The following is a 16,379-nucleotide window of genomic DNA, read 5'->3' on the forward strand; positions in this document are numbered from 1 at the left end:
ATTATGCTGTGTAATATATATACAATCTTGTTCTTTGCATCAAAGCTGGCCATGATCGTCTACCAGGAATATCTGCCCATCCCCGCCCTGCGGCCCTGGCTGGACTGCGTCTGGACCTGCCGCGTGCAAACGGGCGCCACGCCCCTCACGCACCAGATCTTGCCGGACAATTGCATCGACATCCTGTGCCAGGACCAGCAAGATGCCAGCTTTGCCGTGGGCATGATGACGGCGCCGGTCGCCGTCGTCAGCCAGGGCCTCGTGCAGACGGTGGCGGCCCGCTTCAAGCCGGGCGCGGCAGCGCGCTTCTTCCAGCTGCCCTTGTGCGAGCTCAGCGATGGACGCACAGGATTGCAGCAACTGTGGGGCCGCGAACTGGCGGCGCGCCTGGGTGACGCCCTGTGGAGCGAGCCCTTGTCCAACCCGCAAAGAATTTCTATCTTGCAAGATTATCTACTGCTGCGCCTGCGCACCGCACCGCCACGGCGCCCGCCCGGCGCGGCCGAACACGCCATCGCGGCCATCGAGCGCGCATGCGGCCAGGTGCGCGTGGATGGGCTGGCGCGGCAACTGGGCGTGTCGCGCCAGCACCTGGCGCTGCAATTTCGCCAGCAAGTGGGCATCAGCCCGAAACTGTTTGCCCGTATCTGCCGTTTTCGCGCCGCCAGCCAGAGGCTGACTAGCCTGGCGGGACAGCCAGACTGGGCACAAGTCGCCTTGCAATTTGGCTATTTCGACCAGTCGCACCTGATCCACGACTTCCAGGATTTCGCCCGCAGTTCGCCCGAGGCGTGGTTCCTGCGCCGCCACCATTGAAACCTTCCATTTTTACAATCACGCGCCGCGCGCCGGTGGCATGATGACGTCATTCTTCATTCATCAGGAGCAGAACATGATCAAGGGCTTGCGCACCGTCACCTATCCCGTCCCCGACCTGGACAAGGCCAAGGCCTGGTACAGCCAGGTATTCAATACCACGCCCTATTTCGACCAGCCGTTCTATGTCGGCTTTGCCATCGGCGGCTTCGAGCTTGGGCTGATGCCGGGCGGCGAACCAGGCACGCAGGGCAGCGTGACGTACTGGGGCGTGGACGGCATCGAGCAGGAAGTTGAACGCATCGTTGCGCTGGGCGGCAGCCTGCACCATCCGATCACGGATGTGGGTGACGGCATCCGCACGGTGGAATTGCTCGACCCGTTCGGCAACCAGATCGGCCTCATCGACAATCCCCATTTCGATACCGCCAAGGTGATGTAAGTTGCCTTAAGCGGCTTCGCCTTGCAGCCACAGCCGGAATTGCTGCAAGGCCGTCTTTTCATGCGCCGTTTCGGGCGTGATCAGGTAATACGCCCGCTGCCCGCGCAGTGGGCGCTCGCATGCGATGCGCAGTTCGCCGCGCGCCAGTTCCGCTTCGACCAGCATGCGTGGCAGCAAGACCACGCCTTGCCCTTGCACGGCCGCCATGGCCAGCATGGAAAACAATTCGTAGCGGGCGCCGTAGTGCGCCCTGTCGCGCCCCTCTCCCTCGACCTGCATGGCGTCAAACCATTGGCGCCAGGCGCCCGGGCGCGTACTTTGTTGCAACAAGGTCAGCTCCAGCAAATCCTGCGGCTGCCACTGGCTGCGCGCCGCCAGCAGGCGCGGGCTGGCGACGGGCACGATTTCTTCATGCATGAGCAGGGTGGCGCGCGTGCCGGGCCAGCGCGCCAGCTGCTCGGGCGTACCCGCGTACAGGGCGCCATCGTATTCCGTATCGGCAAACATGAACGGTTTCGTGTAGGCGTCGATATGCACGACGATGTCCGGGTGCAAGCCGGCCAACGAAGACAGCCGTGGCATCAGCCAGCGCGTGGCAAACGTGGGCACCGAGGCCAGCTGCAAGGCGCCGCCACCGCCCTGGCGCGCCATGGTGTCGAGCGTGTCGCGCTCCAGGCCATCGAGGCGGGCGGCGATTTGCCGCGCATACGCGGCGCCGGCGCTGGTCAGCAACACGCCATGGCGCGTGCGCTGGAACAATTGCACGCCAAGAAAAGTTTCCAGGGAGGAAATCTGCCGCGACACGGCGCTTTGCGTCAGCGACAGTTCGCGCGCCGCATGCGTGTAGCTCTGGTGCCGCGCAGCCGCCTCGAAGCAGTTCAGCGCTTGCAGCATGGGAATTTTGCGTGACATGGGAGTATCCGGCTGGTAAAAGACCCTAGTATGCCGCAAGATATGCGTAACGCGCATGTCTGGGTGCGAAAAAATCGTTTGCGCAAGGCTAGGCAAAAACCTACCATGAGCCATATTCAATCTTGCGCCGATCACCGGCGCTCACCTGCGAGGCCTGTGATGAGCAAAACCGTATTCGACTGGAATTCCCCCCTGCTGCTGGAAGAACAACTGACGGGCGACGAACGCGCCGTGCTGGAAGCGGCGCGCGATTATTGCCAGGGCAGCCTGGTGCCGCGCGTGCTCGAATCGTTCCGCCATGGACGCACGGACGCCGCCATCTTCCGCGAAATGGGCGAACTGGGCTTGCTGGGCACGACGATACCCGAAGAATACGGCGGCGCCGGCCTGAACTACGTGTGCTACGGCCTGGCCGCGCGCGAAGTCGAGCGCGTCGATTCGGGCTACCGCTCGATGATGAGCGTGCAATCGTCCTTGGTGATGGTGCCGATCAACGCCTTCGGCAACGAAGAAACCAAACAGAAATACCTGCCGAAGCTGGCAACGGGCGAATTCATCGGCTGCTTCGGCTTGACGGAACCGAACCACGGCTCCGATCCTGGCAGCATGGTCACGCGCGCGCGCAAAGTGCCGGGCGGCTATAGCCTCTCCGGCGCCAAGATGTGGATCACCAACAGCCCGATTGCCGACGTGTTCGTCGTCTGGGCCAAGGATGATGAAGGCGCCATCCGCGGTTTCGTGCTGGAAAAAGGCTGGAAAGGCCTGTCGGCGCCGGAAATCCACGGCAAGGTGGGCTTGCGCACCAGCATCACGGGTGAAATCGTCATGGATGAAGTGTTTTGCCCAGAGGAAAACGCCTTCCCCGACGTGCGCGGCCTGAAAGGCCCGTTCACATGCCTGAACAGCGCCCGCTACGGCATCGCCTGGGGCGCGCTGGGCGCGGCCGAAGACTGCTACCTGAAGGCGCGCCAGTACACGATGGACCGTCAGCAATTCGGCCGCCCACTGGCCGCGAACCAGCTGGTGCAAAAGAAACTGGCCGACATGTTGACGGAAATCACCATGGGCTTGCAAGGCTGCTTGCGCCTGGGCCGCATGAAGGATGAGGGTTCGCCCGCCGTGGAAATCACCTCTATCATGAAACGCAACAGCTGCGGCAAGGCGCTCGATATTGCCCGCGTGGCGCGCGACATGATGGGTGGCAACGGCATTTCCGACGAGTTCGGCGTCATCCGCCACCTGGTCAACCTGGAAGTGGTCAACACCTATGAAGGCACGCACGATGTGCACGCGCTGATCATCGGCCGCGCCATCACCGGCATCGCCGCCTTCAACTAATGGACGCCTTGGCTTCCACCTTGCGGCCCGCGCCGCTGACCGGCTTGCGCGTGCTCGACCTGTCGCGCGTGCTGGCCGGCCCGTGGGCCGGACAAATGCTGGCCGACCTCGGTGCCGACGTGGTCAAGGTCGAACAGCCGGGCCGCGGCGACGACACGCGCTCGTGGGGCCCGCCGTATCTGAAAGATGAAGACGGCCGCAATACGGCCGAGGCGGCCTACTTCCAGTGCGCCAACCGCAACAAGCGTTCGCTGTGCATCGACCTGGCCGCCCCGGAAGGGCAAGCGCTGGTGCGCCAGCTGGCGGCCGAAGCGGATGTCTTGCTGGAAAATTTCAAAGTAAACGGCTTGCAGCAATACGGTTTGGACGCGGCCAGCTTGCTGGCACTCAATCCGCGCCTCGTTTACTGTTCCATCACAGGCTTCGGCCAGGACGGGCCGTACGCGGCGCGCGCCGGCTATGACTTTTTGATCCAGGGCATGGGCGGCCTGATGAGCATCACGGGCGTGCCCGATGGCCAGCCGGGGGCCGGGCCGCAAAAAGTGGGCGTGGCGCAGACGGACATCCTGACGGGCCTGTACGCCACCATCGCCGTGCAGGCGGCGCTGGCCGAACGGGAACGCTCGGGCCTGGGCCAGCATATCGACCTGGCCTTGCTCGACGTGCAAGTGGCGGCGCTGGGCAACCAGGCAGCCAACTACTTGTGCGGGGGAAAAGTGCCGCAGCGCATGGGCAATGCGCATCCGAACATTGTTCCATATCAAGACTTTCCCACGGCCGATGGCGACATGATTCTGGCGATCGGCAACGATGGGCAGTTTTCGCGCTTCTGCGCCGTCGCCGGCCACCCGGAATGGGCGCAGGATGAACGCTTCGCTACCAATCCGCAGCGCGTGGCGCACCGGGCGATCTTGATCCCCCTGATGCGCCAGACCACGGTCATGCGCACGACGGCCGAGTGGATCAGCGCCTTCGAGGCGCAAGCCGTGCCGTGCGGCCCCGTCAACCGCATCGACCAGGTCTTTGCCGACCCACAAGTGGTGGCGCGTGGCTTGAAAGTGGAGATGCCGCATCCGACGGCGGGCACGGTGGCGCTGGTGGCCAATCCCGTGCGCCTGTCCGGCTCGCCGGTGCAATACCGCTTGCCGCCACCGTTGCTGGGCCAGCATACGCAGGAAGTGCTGCAGCAGTGGTTGGGATTGGAGAGTGGGGAGATTGACGGCTTGCGCGAACGCAAGGTGGTGTGACTCACCCCAACGGCGGAACGGCTGGGGTCGGACCCTGAGGGGGAATGCGCCCGAATCGGGCGCATTCCGATCGCGAAGCGACTGACCCCGGAATTACTTCAGCGTCAATTTCAACGCCGGCTTCTCGCCATAATCGTCATAGCGCTCATTGATGCCAGCGATACAGAAGGTGATTTCTTCCAGTAAATCCGGCACTTGCGCCTTCATTGCCTGCGCGTCTTGCACGACGATTTCCAGCACTTCATTCGGCTTCAGACGGAACTTGCTCATGCCGTCTTCGTCGCGCAGGTAGCTGAGGCAATCGACCCAGGCATCCATGCTGTTGCCGTAGAATTCGGGGAAACCGAAGGCTTGCACGCATTGGGCGTGAAAGCTCGCTGCGTCGGTGATGTCTTTTCCATTCAGGATGGCAGTGGCCATGGTCTTCCTCAGTTCTTCAGCGACAACACGTCCTGCATGTCGAACAGGCCGGTCGGCTTGTCGGCCAGGAAACGCGCGGCGCGCAGAGCGCCGTGGGCGTAGGTGACGCGGCTGCTCGACTTGTGGCTGATCTCGATGCGCTCGCCGATGCCGGCAAACAGCACCGTATGGTCGCCCACGATATCGCCGCCGCGGATGGTGGCAAAGCCGATGGTCGACGGGTCGCGTTCGCCCGTCACGCCTTCGCGGCCATACACGGCGCATTCCTTCAAGTCGCGGCCCAGGGCGCCGGCCACCACTTCACCCATTTGCAGGGCGGTGCCCGATGGCGCATCGACCTTGTGGCGGTGATGGGCTTCGATGATTTCAATGTCGTAGCCTTCGGACAGGCTTTTCGCGGCCAGCTCCAGCAGCTTCATGGTGACGTTCACGCCCACGCTCATGTTCGGCGCGAACATGATGGCCGTTTTTTCGGCGGCGGCGGCAATGGCGGCCTTGCCAGCGTCATCGAAACCGGTGGTGCCGATGATCATCTTGATGCCGTGCTCGGCGCAATACGCCAGGTGCTGCAAAGTGCCTTCGGGACGCGTGAAGTCGATCAGGTAATCGGCGCCGGCCAGGCCGGTGGCCAAATCGGACTCGATCAGCACGCCGGCAGGTTTGCCGAGAAAGGCGGCAGCATCCTGGCCAACGGAGGGCGAACCAACACGGTCCAGCGCGCCGGCCAGCACGGCGTCGGGCGCATTGCTGACCGCTTCGATCAGGATATGGCCCATGCGGCCGCTGGCGCCAGCGATGGCAATTTTCATTTCAGTCATTTTATTCTCTTACGGCAACTTATTTGGTAGGTTCGGCAGCAGGTGCAGGCTCGGCGGCAGGCGCGGGTGCAGGTACAAGCGCAGGCTTGCTCACAGGAATGGCTGGCGCGGCATCGGCCGGCACCGGCACGGCGCTTGGCGCCACGGGCGATGGCACGGTGGCGGCAGGCACGCCGGCCTTGGCGACCTTGGCGAACGGCGACGGACCGGCGATGCGGTCGATGTATTCTTTCTCCGTTGGCAAGTTGCCGCCTTCGAAACGCTCAACCTTGCCATCCTTGCCGAAGTACACGACCACGCGGCTGCTGGTGGTTTCACCACTGCCCCGGGCCAGGCGGAATGGGTAATCCCAGCGGTCGGCATGGAAGATATCGGTCAGCAGCGAGGTGCCGAGGACGAAGCGCACCTGGTCGCGCGTCATGCCCACTTTCAACTGGGCCAGCATCTCCTCAGAGACAAAGTTGCCTTGTTGAATGTCAGGACGGTATGGCGAGAAAAACCACATGAATTTTTGCAGCGGCGTAATGGTGGTCGTTTGTGCGCCCTGTTCGGGGACCAGTTCCTTGCCTTCTTTTTGAGCAGCTGCAGGCTTTTCACCCAGGATGCCTCGGCTGGCGCAGCCGGACATGGCCAGCGCGACACAGACCATGCCTGCCACGACTGGTGCTCGAAATGAAATACGGTGCCAGAGAGATGGCAATACAGCCGGTGTTACGCGCATAAATGACCTCAATTGGATGAACAAAACGCCAGGAGTGACCGGCCCGCCAAAAAAAAGCATATTTTGGCACTCCCCGACAAAACGCTATATGATAAAGCACCTGACCCACATACGAGCAACAAACATGAGTAACAATCCTAGTGATCTCAAGGCAAGCGGCCTGAAAGCCACCTTGCCACGGCTGAAGATACTCGATATCTTCCAGAGTAGCCCGGTACGCCACCTGACCGCGGAAGACGTCTATAAAATTCTGCTGGCCGATAATATGGATGTCGGCTTAGCAACCGTCTACCGCGTCCTCACCCAATTCGAACAGGCAGGCTTGCTCAACCGCAACCATTTTGAAACCGGCAAGGCGATTTTCGAGCTCAACGAAGGCTCCCACCACGACCATCTGGTGTGCCTCGACTGTGGCCGGGTCGAAGAATTCTTCGACGAAGACATCGAAATCCGCCAGCAAAAAGTGGCCGAAGAGCGCGGTTTCAAGATCGCCGAACACGCTTTGGCCATCTATGGCAACTGCATCAAGACGGCTTGCCCGCACAAGACCGCCTGAGGTCTGACACATTCCGCCGGTCGTTCCCACGGGAGCGGCTGGCGCGTCAGCGCCGTAAGCTCAATTATGGCTGAGTGCGCTTGACAGCAACTTGGCCGTGATATCGACAATCGGAATGACGCGCTCGTAGGCCATGCGCGTCGGTCCGATCACTCCCAGCGTGCCCACGATCTTGCCGTTGACTTCATACGGCGCCGTCACCACGCTCATCTCATCCATCGGCACCAGGTTCGATTCGCCGCCAATGAATATCTGCACGCCCGTCGCCTTGCTCGACACATCGAGCAGCTGCATCAAGCCCGTTTTTTGCTCGAACATGTCGAACATCTGGCGCAGCGAATGCATATTCGATGACAGATCGCTCACGCTGAGCAAGTTGCGCTCGCCGGAAATCACCATGTCATCGCTATGGTCGGCCATCGCTTCGCTGCCCGCTTCCACGGCCGCCTGCATCAGGCTGCCCATATCGTCGCGCAACTGGCGCAATTCGCCCTGCAGGCGCACGCGTACGGCGTCGAAGGACAGGCCGCCATAATTCTGGTTGATGTAATTGGCCGACTGCACCAGCTGCGCTGGCGTATAGTCGGCCTCCGTCAGCAATAAACGGTTCTGCACGTCGCCGCCGGGGGCAACGATGACGAGCAGGATGCGTTTTTCCGACAGGCGCAGGAATTCAATTTGCTGGAACACGGATTCGCGGCGCGGACTGAGCACGACGCCGGCAAACTGCGACAGCGAGGACAGCATCTGCGCCGCGTTGGCGATGGTTTTTTGCGGCTGCGGCGTCTGCAGGCGCATGCGCGACTCCACCAGGTGCTCGTCCAGATGCCTGACAGTCAGCAAGGTATCGACAAAGATACGGTAGCCGCGCGGCGTCGGTATGCGTCCGGCCGAAGTGTGCGGACTGGACACATACCCGAGTTCTTCCAGATCGGCCATGATGTTGCGGATCGTGGCCGGCGACAGGTCCAGGCCGGAGATTTTCGACAAGGCGCGCGAACCGACCGGCAGGCCGTCGGCGATATATCGCTCGACCAGGGCTTTCAGCAGTGTTTGGGCACGTGTATCGAGTTGCATGGTGTCTTAGGTAAGCAAATATTCTTTAAACAAACATATTGTTAGGCAAGCGGCAACGAAAGCGGCCGAACATGCAGCAACAGCGCCTATTATGCACGTTCGCCCGTCCAGCGGTGTTCAATCTTCCAGTTGCTGCTGCAGCCATCGCAGCAACTCGTCAAAGTTGGCGCAGATGGCGTCGGGCTGCACCCCGGCGGCCAGATGCGCGTCGCTGCCCTTGCGGTTCATCCAGACGGCACGCATGCCGGCCCCCTGCGCTCCCGTCACGTCGAAATACAAATCGTCGCCGACATACACGGCTTCATGCGGCGCCACGTCCAGCGCGGCGCAAGCGGCGAGGAAGATGCTGGCGTCGGGCTTGGCCACGCCAAAGTCGCTGGCGGCTATCGATACCTTGAAATGCTGCGCCAGACCGATAATTTCAAGGTCTGCATTGCCATTCGAGATGGAACCGACCAGCATGCGCTGGCGCATCCAGGCCAGACCCGGCAAGACGTCGTCATACGGCTGGACGCGATTGCGCGCGGCCAGGAAGTGCAGGATAGCTCCGTCGACGAGGGCGGGATCCTCGCCGGCCGCCTCGAATGCGGTCAGCAAGCCGGCGCGGCGCAACTCGATCAGATTGCCATGAAAATGCGGCTGCGCATTGAGCATGGCCAGACGCTGCTGGCGCAGCACCTCGATGGAAAACTGCTGCGCCACCTTGGGCGCATGCGTGGCCAGCCAGTCGTGCAGCAGGGTTTCCGCGGCGGCAATCACGGGCGCGATGGGCCACAAGGTATCGTCGAGGTCGAACAGGATGGCCTTGGGCGGCACGGCGGATTTTACAGGGGCAAGGGACATGGGACTCACAATGGATGCTGCGTCACAGTGCGCAGGGTGCAGCTATTGTCGCACCGATCGCCGCCGGCATGGCAGTGCCCCCGTGAAATGGGGCCGGGCCAGCACTTCCCGGCGAAAAATTGTTACAGGGTGATACAAGGCAAGATCATCCAGCTTGCCAGATAGACTAAAATAGGCGCCATTCCAATGCGGCGCCAGCGTCCGCGTTGCGCTACCCAACCTAATTCGTTTTGGAGAATGTATGAAAAATTTGTACCTGCGCTCGATGCTGGCGGCGGCTTGCGCCGTCACACTGGCAGCCTGCGGCGGCAGCGGCGGCAACCTGTATCTGCAAGTCGCAGTCAGCGGCCTGGCCAAGGATGGCCTGATTCTCCTGAATGACGGGGAACGCTTGCCGGTTACTGCGGGCCTGTCCAGCGCTGTTTTCACCAAGCTGGTCAAGACCGATGACCGCTACGATATCACCATCGCGCAACAGCCCAAGGGCGCCGTTTGCACCATTATCAATGGCGTTGGCAAGGCATCGAGCTACTCCGTGACCACGGCCCAGGTGAACTGCAAGACCAATACCTACCCGCTCAGCGGCACGATCACGGGCCTGACCGCCGATGGCTTGCGCCTGGTGATGGCCCCCAACCGCACCAGTCCACTGAAAGGCGTCACCGCCTACGAATTCACAAGCGTTGATGACGGCGCCGCATACGGCATTTCCATATTGGATCAGCCAACGGGCCTGACGTGCCGCTTCCAGGGTTCAAAGAGTGCCGACGGCAGCGATACGGTCGGCACGATGGGTTCTGCCGCCACGACCGCGGCCACACTTGACTGCACGCCGCAGTAATCCTTGCGATCCGTCACCTATTTTTTTGGAGAAATACATGAAGTTATCCTGCTTGCGCCCACTCGCCGCGCTGCTGCTGACCCTGGGACTGGCCGCTTGCGGCGGCAAGGCCTCGTATGAGGTCGCCGGCACGATCTCAGGCTTGAACAATGAAGGACTGATACTCGCCAACGGCAGCGACACCCTCCCGGTTCCTGCGGGCAAAACGTCGTTTACCTTTGCCAAGCGCATCGACTATGGCACCGACTACAACATCACCTTCAAGCAACAACCGGCCCACATGACTTGCGGCATCAACGGTGGTTCCGGCTCGGCTGGTCATTACATCAATATCAGCGCCGCTGTTACTTGCTCGCAAAACAGATATACCGTAGGCGGCACGGTTTCCGGCCTGACCGTGGAGGGCCTGGTGCTGATTAACGGTAGTGCAACAACAACGGTGGCCAAGGACGCCACGACCTTCACCATGGCCAGCTCAGTCGCCTATGGCGATCCTTATGGCATCAGCGTCTCCGTTCAGCCGAAGGGTCTGCAGTGCGTCGTACAGCCAGGCACCGAAAAAGGCACCATGGGCGAAGCGAATGTGACGACGGTGAAGGTCGCCTGCAATCCAGTCTGAGGTACAGAAACGGCAGCCGCTGCGCGGCTGCCGGGAAGAGATATCACGGAAATCTATACTTGATATTTCAAAGATAAATTGGAGTTATATGTGGCGATGCAGCATAATGCATCTGTCTCCTCCAACTCTTCCAAGAATTGGATTTAGCCCGCTTTTACCAGCGGGCTTTTTTTTGCCCAAAATTCCTCAAACGGGTTTGTTCAACCCGGGCTGCAGCATGTGCACGATGCTGGAGAAATCCTGCTGGGCATAACCGGCTTGCGCATGCATCTGGTACATCTGGCGCACCAGGCCACCCAAGGGCGTGGGCGCGTTTGCCGACAGGGCCGACTGCTGCGCCAGGCCCAGGTCTTTCAGCATCAGCGCCGTGCCGAAGCCGCCAGTGTAATTGCGCGACGCGGGCGTGCCCTCCATGACACCAGGCCACGGGTTATACACTTCCAGGGTCCAGTTGCGGCCCGAACTCTTGGCCATGATGTCGGACAACACTTTCGGGTCCAGGCCATGCGCCACGCCCAGGTTCAGCGCCTCGGCAGTACCCGCCATCAAGATCCCCAGCAGCATGTTGTTGCAAATCTTCGCTACCTGGCCCGCGCCCGCCTCGCCCGCATGGAAAATGTTCTTGCCCATTTTCTCCAGCAGGGGCCGCGCCTGCTGCAAGGCCGCCACGCTACCACCGACGATAAAGGTCAGGGTGCCGGCCGCCGCCCCCGCCGTACCGCCCGAGACGGGCGCATCGAGCATGGCAAAGCCCCGCGCGCTGGCCGCCTGCGCCACTTGCCGTGCCACGTCGGCGGCGATGGTGCTGCAATCGATGAACAGGGCGCCCGGCTTGGCCGAGTCCAGCACGCCACCGGCCGCCAGGTACAGTTCCTGCACGTGTTTGTTGGCTGGCAACATGGTGATGACGGCGTCAGCCGTCTGTACGGCCGCGCTGGCGGATGCAGCAGCCGTGGCGCCTGCCTCGACGAGGGACGCCACTGCCGCTGGCGCCAGGTCGAAGACGGAGACGTGGAAGCCGGCGGCTACCAGGTTGCGGGCCATCGGCGCGCCCATGTTGCCCAGGCCGATAAAAGCGATATGTTGCATGGTGAAAATCTCCTGTTGTTCTTTTAATGCAGGTCGCGCAAAGGATGGCTATCCCATGGCGCAGTGAAATACTCGTCCAGATACGTGGCGCTGACCTCGGCCAAGCTGGCCGGCTGCCACTGCGGCACGTTGTCCTTGTCGATCAGCAAGGCGCGTACGCCTTCGCTGAAATCGGCATGGGCACAGCATTGCACGGCAACAATCAATTCCAGCTGGAACACTTGCGCCAGGCTCAGATGCCGCGTGCGTTCGCGCATGGCCCAGACCAAAGCGGCCGAGCTGGGCGCGCCCTTGTGCAGCGAGTGGGCCGCCTTTTGCAGCCACACCGAATCGCCGTCGTAGGCGGCAATGGCGGCCACCACTTCGGACAAGGTGGGCGCTTGCGTCAAGGCGGCGATAGCGTCGAAGTTGGCGCGCACTTCCGAGACGGGCAGCATGGATGTCGGCGCCGAGAAACCGCGCAGCAAGCGATTCAGTTGCTGGTGATTCGCCAGCGGGCTGGCTTGCCATTGCGCCAGCGCCAATGCATCAAGCAGCATGGCGCGCTCTTCCTGGCGCAGGAAATAGTCACCGAGGCCCGCGAACAGGGCGTCGGCCGCATTCAGGGGCGCACCCGTCAAGCCCAGGAACAGGCCGCTGCGCCCCGGCATGCGGCCCAGGAACCAGCTGCCGCCCACGTCGGGGAACAGGCCTATCGTGATTTCCGGCATGGCGATGCGCGTGCTTTCCGTGACCACACGGTGGCTGGCACCGGCCATCAGGCCCAGGCCGCCTCCCATGACGATGCCGCCGCCCCACACCAGCAGCGGTTTCACATACGTGTGGATACGGTGGTCGAGCCGGTATTCCTCGGCAAAGAAAGCCAGCGCCTGCGGGTTCGGCACGACGTCCGGCTGCCCGACCACGGCCGTGCGCAGGCTGCGCACATCGCCACCGGCGCAAAAGGCCTTGTCGGTCGACGATTGCAGCACCACACAGGCGATGGCAGAGTCACTGGCCCAGCGCACGAGGGCGCCATCAATGGCGCGTATCATCTCCAGGGTCAGGGCATGCAAGGACTTCGGCGCGTCGAGGGTGATGACGCCCAGCTTCATGCCGCCCGGGCAGTCGCGTTCCTCGATCTTCACGGTTTCAAGCAGTGTTTCAACCATTCTTCCACTCCGCCGGACGTTTTTCCAGGAACGCTTGCACGCCCTCTTTCTGATCTTGCGTATCGAACAAGCCCAGGAACAAGGTGCGTTCATCGGGCAGGGAATTGACCAGCGGATGGCTGCGCGCGCCCTGGATCAGGGTCTTGCACGCCGTCACGCTGCTGGGGCTCTGGCGCGCCACCTTGGCCGCCAGGGCCAGCGCCGTGGCGGGAGCCTTGCCGGTTGGCACGACTTCCTCAACCAGGCCGATGGCCAGGGCCTTGGCCGCATCGACGCGCTCGCCACATAAAATCATGCGCTTGGCCCAGCCTTCGCCTACCAGCCACGGCAAGTGCTGCGTGCCGCCCGCGCACGGCAGCAAGCCGACGGATGCTTCCGGCAAGGCCATCTGCGCATGTTCCTCGGCGATGCGTATGTCGCAAGCGAGCGCGCATTCGAGCCCGCCGCCCATGGCATAGCCATTGATGGCGGCGATGCTGACGCCGCGAAACGCGGACAGCGCTTCGAAGGCCTCGCCAAAGGCGGCGGCCATGGCAAACGCCGTGTCCTTGTTGCCATCGGCAAACACTTTCAGGTCGGCTCCCGCCGAGAAGAACTTGGCGCCGCCGCCCGTGATCACCAGCGCATACACGTCCGGATCGGCATTCAGGTCGGCCACCAGCTGCGTCAGCGCATTCAGGCTGGCCAGGGTCCACGTGTGGGCGGGCGGGTTGTCGAGGGTCACCAGGGCCGTATGGCCGCGGCGTTCCAGCAGCAGGTTGGTATACACTTTGCTCATCGTAAGGTCTCCGTGGCGCCATCTTTCAAAATCGCTCGCGCGACGATCAGGCGCATGATTTCATTCGTCCCTTCCAGGATCTGGTGCACCCGCGTGTCGCGCACGTGGCGCTCAAGCGGATACTCGCGGATGTAGCCATAGCCGCCATGCAATTGCAGCGCATCGTTGGCAACATTAAAACCTACATCCGTGGCGAAACGTTTTGCCATGGCGCAATACGCCGTCGCGTCCGGACTTTCCTGGTCGAGTTTCCAGGCCGCCAGGCGCACCATCTGGCGCGCCGCCACCAGCTCCGTCAGCATGTCGGCCAGCTTGAATTGCAAGGCCTGGAATTGCGCCAGCTCGCGGCCGAACTGCGTGCGCTCCTTCATGTACGCTTGCGCCCGCGTGAGCGCTGCCTGCGCCGTGCCCACCGAGCACACGGCGATATTGATGCGCCCGCCATCGATGCCCTTCATGGCGATGGCAAAGCCTTCGCCTTCCACGCCCAGCAAGTTAGCAACCGGCACCTTTACCTGGTCGAAACTGATGATGCGCGTGGGCTGGCTGTTCCAGCCCATCTTTTCTTCTTTCTTGCCATACACGATGCCGGGCAGATTGGCCGGCACGGCAAACGCGGAAATACCCGCCGCGCCCTCGCCGCCGGTTCTCGCCATGACGATCAGCATGTCCGTCTGGCCCGCGCCCGAGATAAAGGCTTTCGTGCCATCGAGTACATAAAAGTCGCCGTCCCTGACGGCTTTGGTGCGCAGGGACGCCGCATCCGATCCCGACTGCGGTTCCGTCAGGCAATAGCTGGCCAGCTTCTGGCCGGCGGCCAGGGCCGGCACCCACTCGTCGCACAGGGCTTCCTGCCCCCAGCGCGACAGCATCCAGGTGGCCATGTTGTGGATGGTGATGTAGGCCGTGGTCGAGGTGCAACCACCGGCCAGCTCTTCAAACACGATGGCCGCATCCTGGCGGGAGAGGCCCAGGCCGCCCAAGCGCTGCGGCGTGTACAGGCCGCAAAATCCCATCTCGCCCGCCTTGGCTATCGTTTCCACGGGGAAGATCGATTCCGCATCCCAATGCGCCGCGTGCGGCGCCAGTTCGCCTTCGGCAAACGCGCGCGCCGCCTGCTGGAACTCGCGCTGCTCGTCGCTCAGTTCAAAGTCCATGGCAGCTCCTTATTTCAGGCTGATGGTGGTGTTGACCTTGCCCACCGACGCCGCGTCCGTGAACCAGCGCTGGGTGATGGTTTGCGTCTGCGTGTAGAACAGCACGACTTGCTTGCCGAACGGACCCAGATCGCCCAGTTTCGAGCCGCGCGAACCCGTAAAGCTGAACAGGGGGACGGGCACGGGGATAGGCACGTTGATGCCGACCTGCCCCACGTCGATTTCTTCCTGGAAATAGCGTGCCGCCGCGCCGCTTTGCGTAAACAGTGCCGTGCCATTGCCGTTCGGATTCGCATTCACCAGGGCAATCGCTTCATCGAGCGTGTCGACTTCGACGACGATCAAGACGGGGCCAAAGATTTCCTGGTCATACACGACCATGCCGGGTTTCACGCCAGACAAAATCGTCGGTCCGACGAAGTTGCCGTTCGGATAGCCATCGACCTTCACATCGCGGCCATCGAGGGTCAGCACGGCGCCCTGTTCGATGCCCTTGGCGACCAGGCTGTGCACGCGCTCTTTCGCCGCGCAGGAAATGACCGGGCCCAGGTCAGGATTGTCCTTACCCGCGCCCACCGTCAGGGTTTGCGCCTTGGCGGACAGTTCCGGCAGCCATTCGCGCGCTGCGCCCACCAGCACGGCGACAGAGGCGGCCATGCAGCGCTGACCGGCCGCGCCAAAGCCCGCACCCAGCAACTGGTTCAGGGTCTGTTCTTTATTGGCATCCGGCAAGACGACGGCATGGTTCTTGGCGCCCATCATGCATTGCGCGCGCTTGCCGTTCAGACTGGCGCGTTGATACACATGCGTGCCCACCTTGCTGGAACCGACAAACGAGATGGCCTTGATGTCCGGGTGGTCGCACAGGGAATTGACCACGTCTTCGCCGCCGTGAATCACGTTCAGCACGCCAGCAGGAATGCCCGCCTGCAAGGCCAGGCGCACGAGTTTTTCCGTCACCAGCGGGTCTTGCTCCGATGGTTTCAGCACGAAGGTATTGCCGCAGGCAATCGCCATCGGGAACATCCACAAGGGGATCATGGCGGGGAAATTGAACGGAGTGATGCCCGCACACACGCCCAGCGGCTGCATCACGCTGTAGGTATCGACGCCGCCCGCCACGTTTTGCGCGTATTCGCCCATTTGCAGGGTGCCGATATTGGCTGCGTGTTCCACCACTTCCAGACCACGGAAGACGTCGCCTTCCGCGTCGAGCAGGGTCTTGCCCTGTTCCATGGTCAAGGTGGCGGCCAGGTCGGCCATGTTTTCGCGGATCAACTGCTGCAATTTCAGGAAAATGCGCGCACGGGCGCCGATCGGCGTCTTGCGCCAGGTTTTGAAGGCGCGCTGGGCAGAGGCGATGGCCGCGTTGACTTCGGCCGGCGTGGCGAACGGTACCTTGGCCAATACTTCCTGGGTAGCGGGGTTGACGACGTCGCGCCAGACGGTGGTCTGGGATTCGACCCACTCGCCGTTGATCAAGAGGGGAACGGTCGGAATAGTCATAGCTGCAGCGTTTTGCGTGGTCACTCGGTGTCTCCTGGTGTGGGTATA

The 16,379-nt window shown here is 62.2% G+C and carries 18 protein-coding genes; 7 read left to right on the forward strand and 11 right to left on the reverse strand.

Annotation, left to right across the window (positions count from 1 at the left end; genetic code table 11):
- The first annotated feature begins 27 nt into the window (after positions 1-27).
- Together ACQ4WS_RS07725 and ACQ4WS_RS07730 are read left to right on the forward strand one after the other, a co-directional pair.
- A complete protein-coding gene (locus ACQ4WS_RS07725; RefSeq protein ID WP_436475101.1) occupies positions 28-816 on the forward strand; it encodes an AraC family transcriptional regulator in 789 nt (262 codons plus the stop codon).
- A 40-nt stretch (positions 817-856) separates the two neighbouring features.
- Positions 857-1,258 (forward strand): VOC family protein, encoded by a 402-nt coding sequence (locus ACQ4WS_RS07730; protein ID WP_436475103.1) that lies wholly within the window; start codon positions 857-859, stop codon positions 1,256-1,258.
- A 6-nt stretch (positions 1,259-1,264) separates the two neighbouring features.
- Here ACQ4WS_RS07730 and ACQ4WS_RS07735 read toward each other — a convergent pair whose 3' ends face one another.
- On the reverse strand, positions 1,265-2,170 hold the full coding sequence (locus ACQ4WS_RS07735) for a LysR substrate-binding domain-containing protein (RefSeq protein ID WP_436475105.1): 906 nt from the start codon (positions 2,168-2,170) through the stop codon (positions 1,265-1,267).
- 159 nt (positions 2,171-2,329) lie between these two features.
- On the opposite strand from ACQ4WS_RS07735, the gene ACQ4WS_RS07740 reads away from it, so the two are divergent.
- Both ACQ4WS_RS07740 and ACQ4WS_RS07745 read left to right on the forward strand, forming a co-directional pair.
- Entirely contained in the window at positions 2,330-3,508 is a 1,179-nt protein-coding gene (locus tag ACQ4WS_RS07740; RefSeq protein WP_035822683.1) for an acyl-CoA dehydrogenase, read from the forward strand.
- Positions 3,508-4,755: a CaiB/BaiF CoA transferase family protein gene (locus ACQ4WS_RS07745; protein WP_436475106.1), complete on the forward strand. Its 1,248-nt coding sequence runs from the start codon at positions 3,508-3,510 to the stop codon at positions 4,753-4,755. Before ACQ4WS_RS07740 ends, ACQ4WS_RS07745 begins: the two co-directional genes overlap by 1 nt.
- A 93-nt stretch (positions 4,756-4,848) precedes the next feature.
- Here the strand turns inward: ACQ4WS_RS07745 and ACQ4WS_RS07750 are convergent, their stop codons facing one another.
- The 3 genes from ACQ4WS_RS07750 to ACQ4WS_RS07760 are packed head-to-tail and all read right to left on the reverse strand — an operon-like array spanning position 4,849 to position 6,642.
- Positions 4,849-5,175 (reverse strand): barstar family protein, encoded by a 327-nt coding sequence (locus ACQ4WS_RS07750; RefSeq protein ID WP_436475108.1) that lies wholly within the window; start codon positions 5,173-5,175, stop codon positions 4,849-4,851.
- Between the two features lie 8 nt (positions 5,176-5,183).
- Positions 5,184-5,993: a 4-hydroxy-tetrahydrodipicolinate reductase gene (dapB, locus tag ACQ4WS_RS07755; protein ID WP_436475110.1), complete on the reverse strand. Its 810-nt coding sequence runs from the start codon at positions 5,991-5,993 to the stop codon at positions 5,184-5,186.
- Positions 5,994-6,012: 19 nt separating this feature from the next.
- The gene (locus ACQ4WS_RS07760) at positions 6,013-6,642 is read right to left on the reverse strand and encodes an outer membrane protein assembly factor BamE (RefSeq protein ID WP_436475261.1); all 630 of its coding nucleotides are present in this window, start codon (positions 6,640-6,642) and stop codon (positions 6,013-6,015) included.
- 196 nt (positions 6,643-6,838) lie between these two features.
- Between ACQ4WS_RS07760 and fur the strand changes: the two genes are divergently transcribed.
- Entirely contained in the window at positions 6,839-7,270 is a 432-nt protein-coding gene (fur, locus tag ACQ4WS_RS07765; RefSeq protein ID WP_071075246.1) for a ferric iron uptake transcriptional regulator, read from the forward strand.
- A 60-nt stretch (positions 7,271-7,330) separates the two neighbouring features.
- On the opposite strand, the gene hrcA is transcribed toward fur, so the two are convergent.
- Together hrcA and ACQ4WS_RS07775 are read right to left on the reverse strand one after the other, a co-directional pair.
- Positions 7,331-8,347, reverse strand: coding sequence for a heat-inducible transcriptional repressor HrcA (gene hrcA, locus ACQ4WS_RS07770; protein ID WP_436475112.1), 1,017 nt, complete (start codon positions 8,345-8,347; stop codon positions 7,331-7,333).
- Between the two features lie 117 nt (positions 8,348-8,464).
- A complete protein-coding gene (locus ACQ4WS_RS07775) occupies positions 8,465-9,190 on the reverse strand; it encodes an HAD family hydrolase (RefSeq protein ID WP_436475113.1) in 726 nt (241 codons plus the stop codon).
- A 241-nt stretch (positions 9,191-9,431) separates the two neighbouring features.
- On the opposite strand from ACQ4WS_RS07775, the gene ACQ4WS_RS07780 reads away from it, so the two are divergent.
- Positions 9,432-10,031 (forward strand): hypothetical protein, encoded by a 600-nt coding sequence (locus tag ACQ4WS_RS07780; RefSeq protein ID WP_436475115.1) that lies wholly within the window; start codon positions 9,432-9,434, stop codon positions 10,029-10,031.
- 37 nt (positions 10,032-10,068) lie between these two features.
- Positions 10,069-10,650 carry a hypothetical protein gene (locus ACQ4WS_RS07785; protein ID WP_436475117.1) on the forward strand — a complete coding sequence of 194 codons (582 nt, stop codon included), beginning with the start codon at positions 10,069-10,071 and terminating at the stop codon, positions 10,648-10,650.
- A gap of 186 nt (positions 10,651-10,836) precedes the next feature.
- Here the strand turns inward: ACQ4WS_RS07785 and mmsB are convergent, their stop codons facing one another.
- The 5 genes from mmsB to ACQ4WS_RS07810 are packed head-to-tail and all read right to left on the reverse strand — an operon-like array spanning position 10,837 to position 16,331.
- Positions 10,837-11,739 (reverse strand): 3-hydroxyisobutyrate dehydrogenase, encoded by a 903-nt coding sequence (mmsB, locus tag ACQ4WS_RS07790; RefSeq protein WP_436475119.1) that lies wholly within the window; start codon positions 11,737-11,739, stop codon positions 10,837-10,839.
- A 23-nt stretch (positions 11,740-11,762) separates the two neighbouring features.
- The gene (locus ACQ4WS_RS07795; RefSeq protein WP_436475120.1) at positions 11,763-12,890 is read right to left on the reverse strand and encodes an enoyl-CoA hydratase/isomerase family protein; all 1,128 of its coding nucleotides are present in this window, start codon (positions 12,888-12,890) and stop codon (positions 11,763-11,765) included.
- Positions 12,883-13,668 carry an enoyl-CoA hydratase gene (locus ACQ4WS_RS07800; RefSeq protein WP_436475122.1) on the reverse strand — a complete coding sequence of 262 codons (786 nt, stop codon included), beginning with the start codon at positions 13,666-13,668 and terminating at the stop codon, positions 12,883-12,885. Before ACQ4WS_RS07800 ends, ACQ4WS_RS07795 begins: the two co-directional genes overlap by 8 nt.
- On the reverse strand, positions 13,665-14,825 hold the full coding sequence (locus ACQ4WS_RS07805; RefSeq protein WP_436475124.1) for an acyl-CoA dehydrogenase family protein: 1,161 nt from the start codon (positions 14,823-14,825) through the stop codon (positions 13,665-13,667). The genes ACQ4WS_RS07800 and ACQ4WS_RS07805 overlap by 4 nt, the downstream gene beginning before the upstream one ends.
- A gap of 9 nt (positions 14,826-14,834) precedes the next feature.
- Positions 14,835-16,331, reverse strand: coding sequence for a CoA-acylating methylmalonate-semialdehyde dehydrogenase (locus ACQ4WS_RS07810; protein ID WP_436475126.1), 1,497 nt, complete (start codon positions 16,329-16,331; stop codon positions 14,835-14,837).
- Positions 16,332-16,379 lie beyond the last annotated feature (48 nt).

The sequence above is a fragment of the Janthinobacterium leeuwenhoeki genome (genome assembly GCF_051380795.1).
In the GTDB taxonomy this organism is placed as follows: Bacteria; Pseudomonadota; Gammaproteobacteria; order Burkholderiales; family Burkholderiaceae_D; genus Janthinobacterium.

Bases quoted from the DNA above. Each gene is read 5' to 3' on its own strand.
- ACQ4WS_RS07730 (WP_436475103.1), top strand. From the start codon at position 857: ATGATGACGTCATTCTTCATTCATCAGGAGCAGAACATGATCAAGGGC.
- ACQ4WS_RS07735 (WP_436475105.1), bottom strand. From the start codon at position 2,170: ATGTCACGCAAAATTCCCATGCTGCAAGCGCTGAACTGCTTCGAGGCG.
- ACQ4WS_RS07740 (WP_035822683.1), top strand. From the start codon at position 2,330: ATGAGCAAAACCGTATTCGACTGGAATTCCCCCCTGCTGCTGGAAGAA.
- ACQ4WS_RS07745 (WP_436475106.1), top strand. From the start codon at position 3,508: ATGGACGCCTTGGCTTCCACCTTGCGGCCCGCGCCGCTGACCGGCTTG.
- ACQ4WS_RS07750 (WP_436475108.1), bottom strand. From the start codon at position 5,175: ATGGCCACTGCCATCCTGAATGGAAAAGACATCACCGACGCAGCGAGC.
- dapB (WP_436475110.1), bottom strand. From the start codon at position 5,993: ATGACTGAAATGAAAATTGCCATCGCTGGCGCCAGCGGCCGCATGGGC.
- ACQ4WS_RS07760 (WP_436475261.1), bottom strand. From the start codon at position 6,642: ATGGTCTGTGTCGCGCTGGCCATGTCCGGCTGCGCCAGCCGAGGCATC.
- fur (WP_071075246.1), top strand. From the start codon at position 6,839: ATGAGTAACAATCCTAGTGATCTCAAGGCAAGCGGCCTGAAAGCCACC.
- hrcA (WP_436475112.1), bottom strand. From the start codon at position 8,347: ATGCAACTCGATACACGTGCCCAAACACTGCTGAAAGCCCTGGTCGAG.
- ACQ4WS_RS07775 (WP_436475113.1), bottom strand. From the start codon at position 9,190: ATGTCCCTTGCCCCTGTAAAATCCGCCGTGCCGCCCAAGGCCATCCTG.
- ACQ4WS_RS07780 (WP_436475115.1), top strand. From the start codon at position 9,432: ATGAAAAATTTGTACCTGCGCTCGATGCTGGCGGCGGCTTGCGCCGTC.
- ACQ4WS_RS07785 (WP_436475117.1), top strand. From the start codon at position 10,069: ATGAAGTTATCCTGCTTGCGCCCACTCGCCGCGCTGCTGCTGACCCTG.
- mmsB (WP_436475119.1), bottom strand. From the start codon at position 11,739: ATGCAACATATCGCTTTTATCGGCCTGGGCAACATGGGCGCGCCGATG.
- ACQ4WS_RS07795 (WP_436475120.1), bottom strand. From the start codon at position 12,890: ATGGTTGAAACACTGCTTGAAACCGTGAAGATCGAGGAACGCGACTGC.
- ACQ4WS_RS07800 (WP_436475122.1), bottom strand. From the start codon at position 13,668: ATGAGCAAAGTGTATACCAACCTGCTGCTGGAACGCCGCGGCCATACG.
- ACQ4WS_RS07805 (WP_436475124.1), bottom strand. From the start codon at position 14,825: ATGGACTTTGAACTGAGCGACGAGCAGCGCGAGTTCCAGCAGGCGGCG.
- ACQ4WS_RS07810 (WP_436475126.1), bottom strand. From the start codon at position 16,331: ATGACTATTCCGACCGTTCCCCTCTTGATCAACGGCGAGTGGGTCGAA.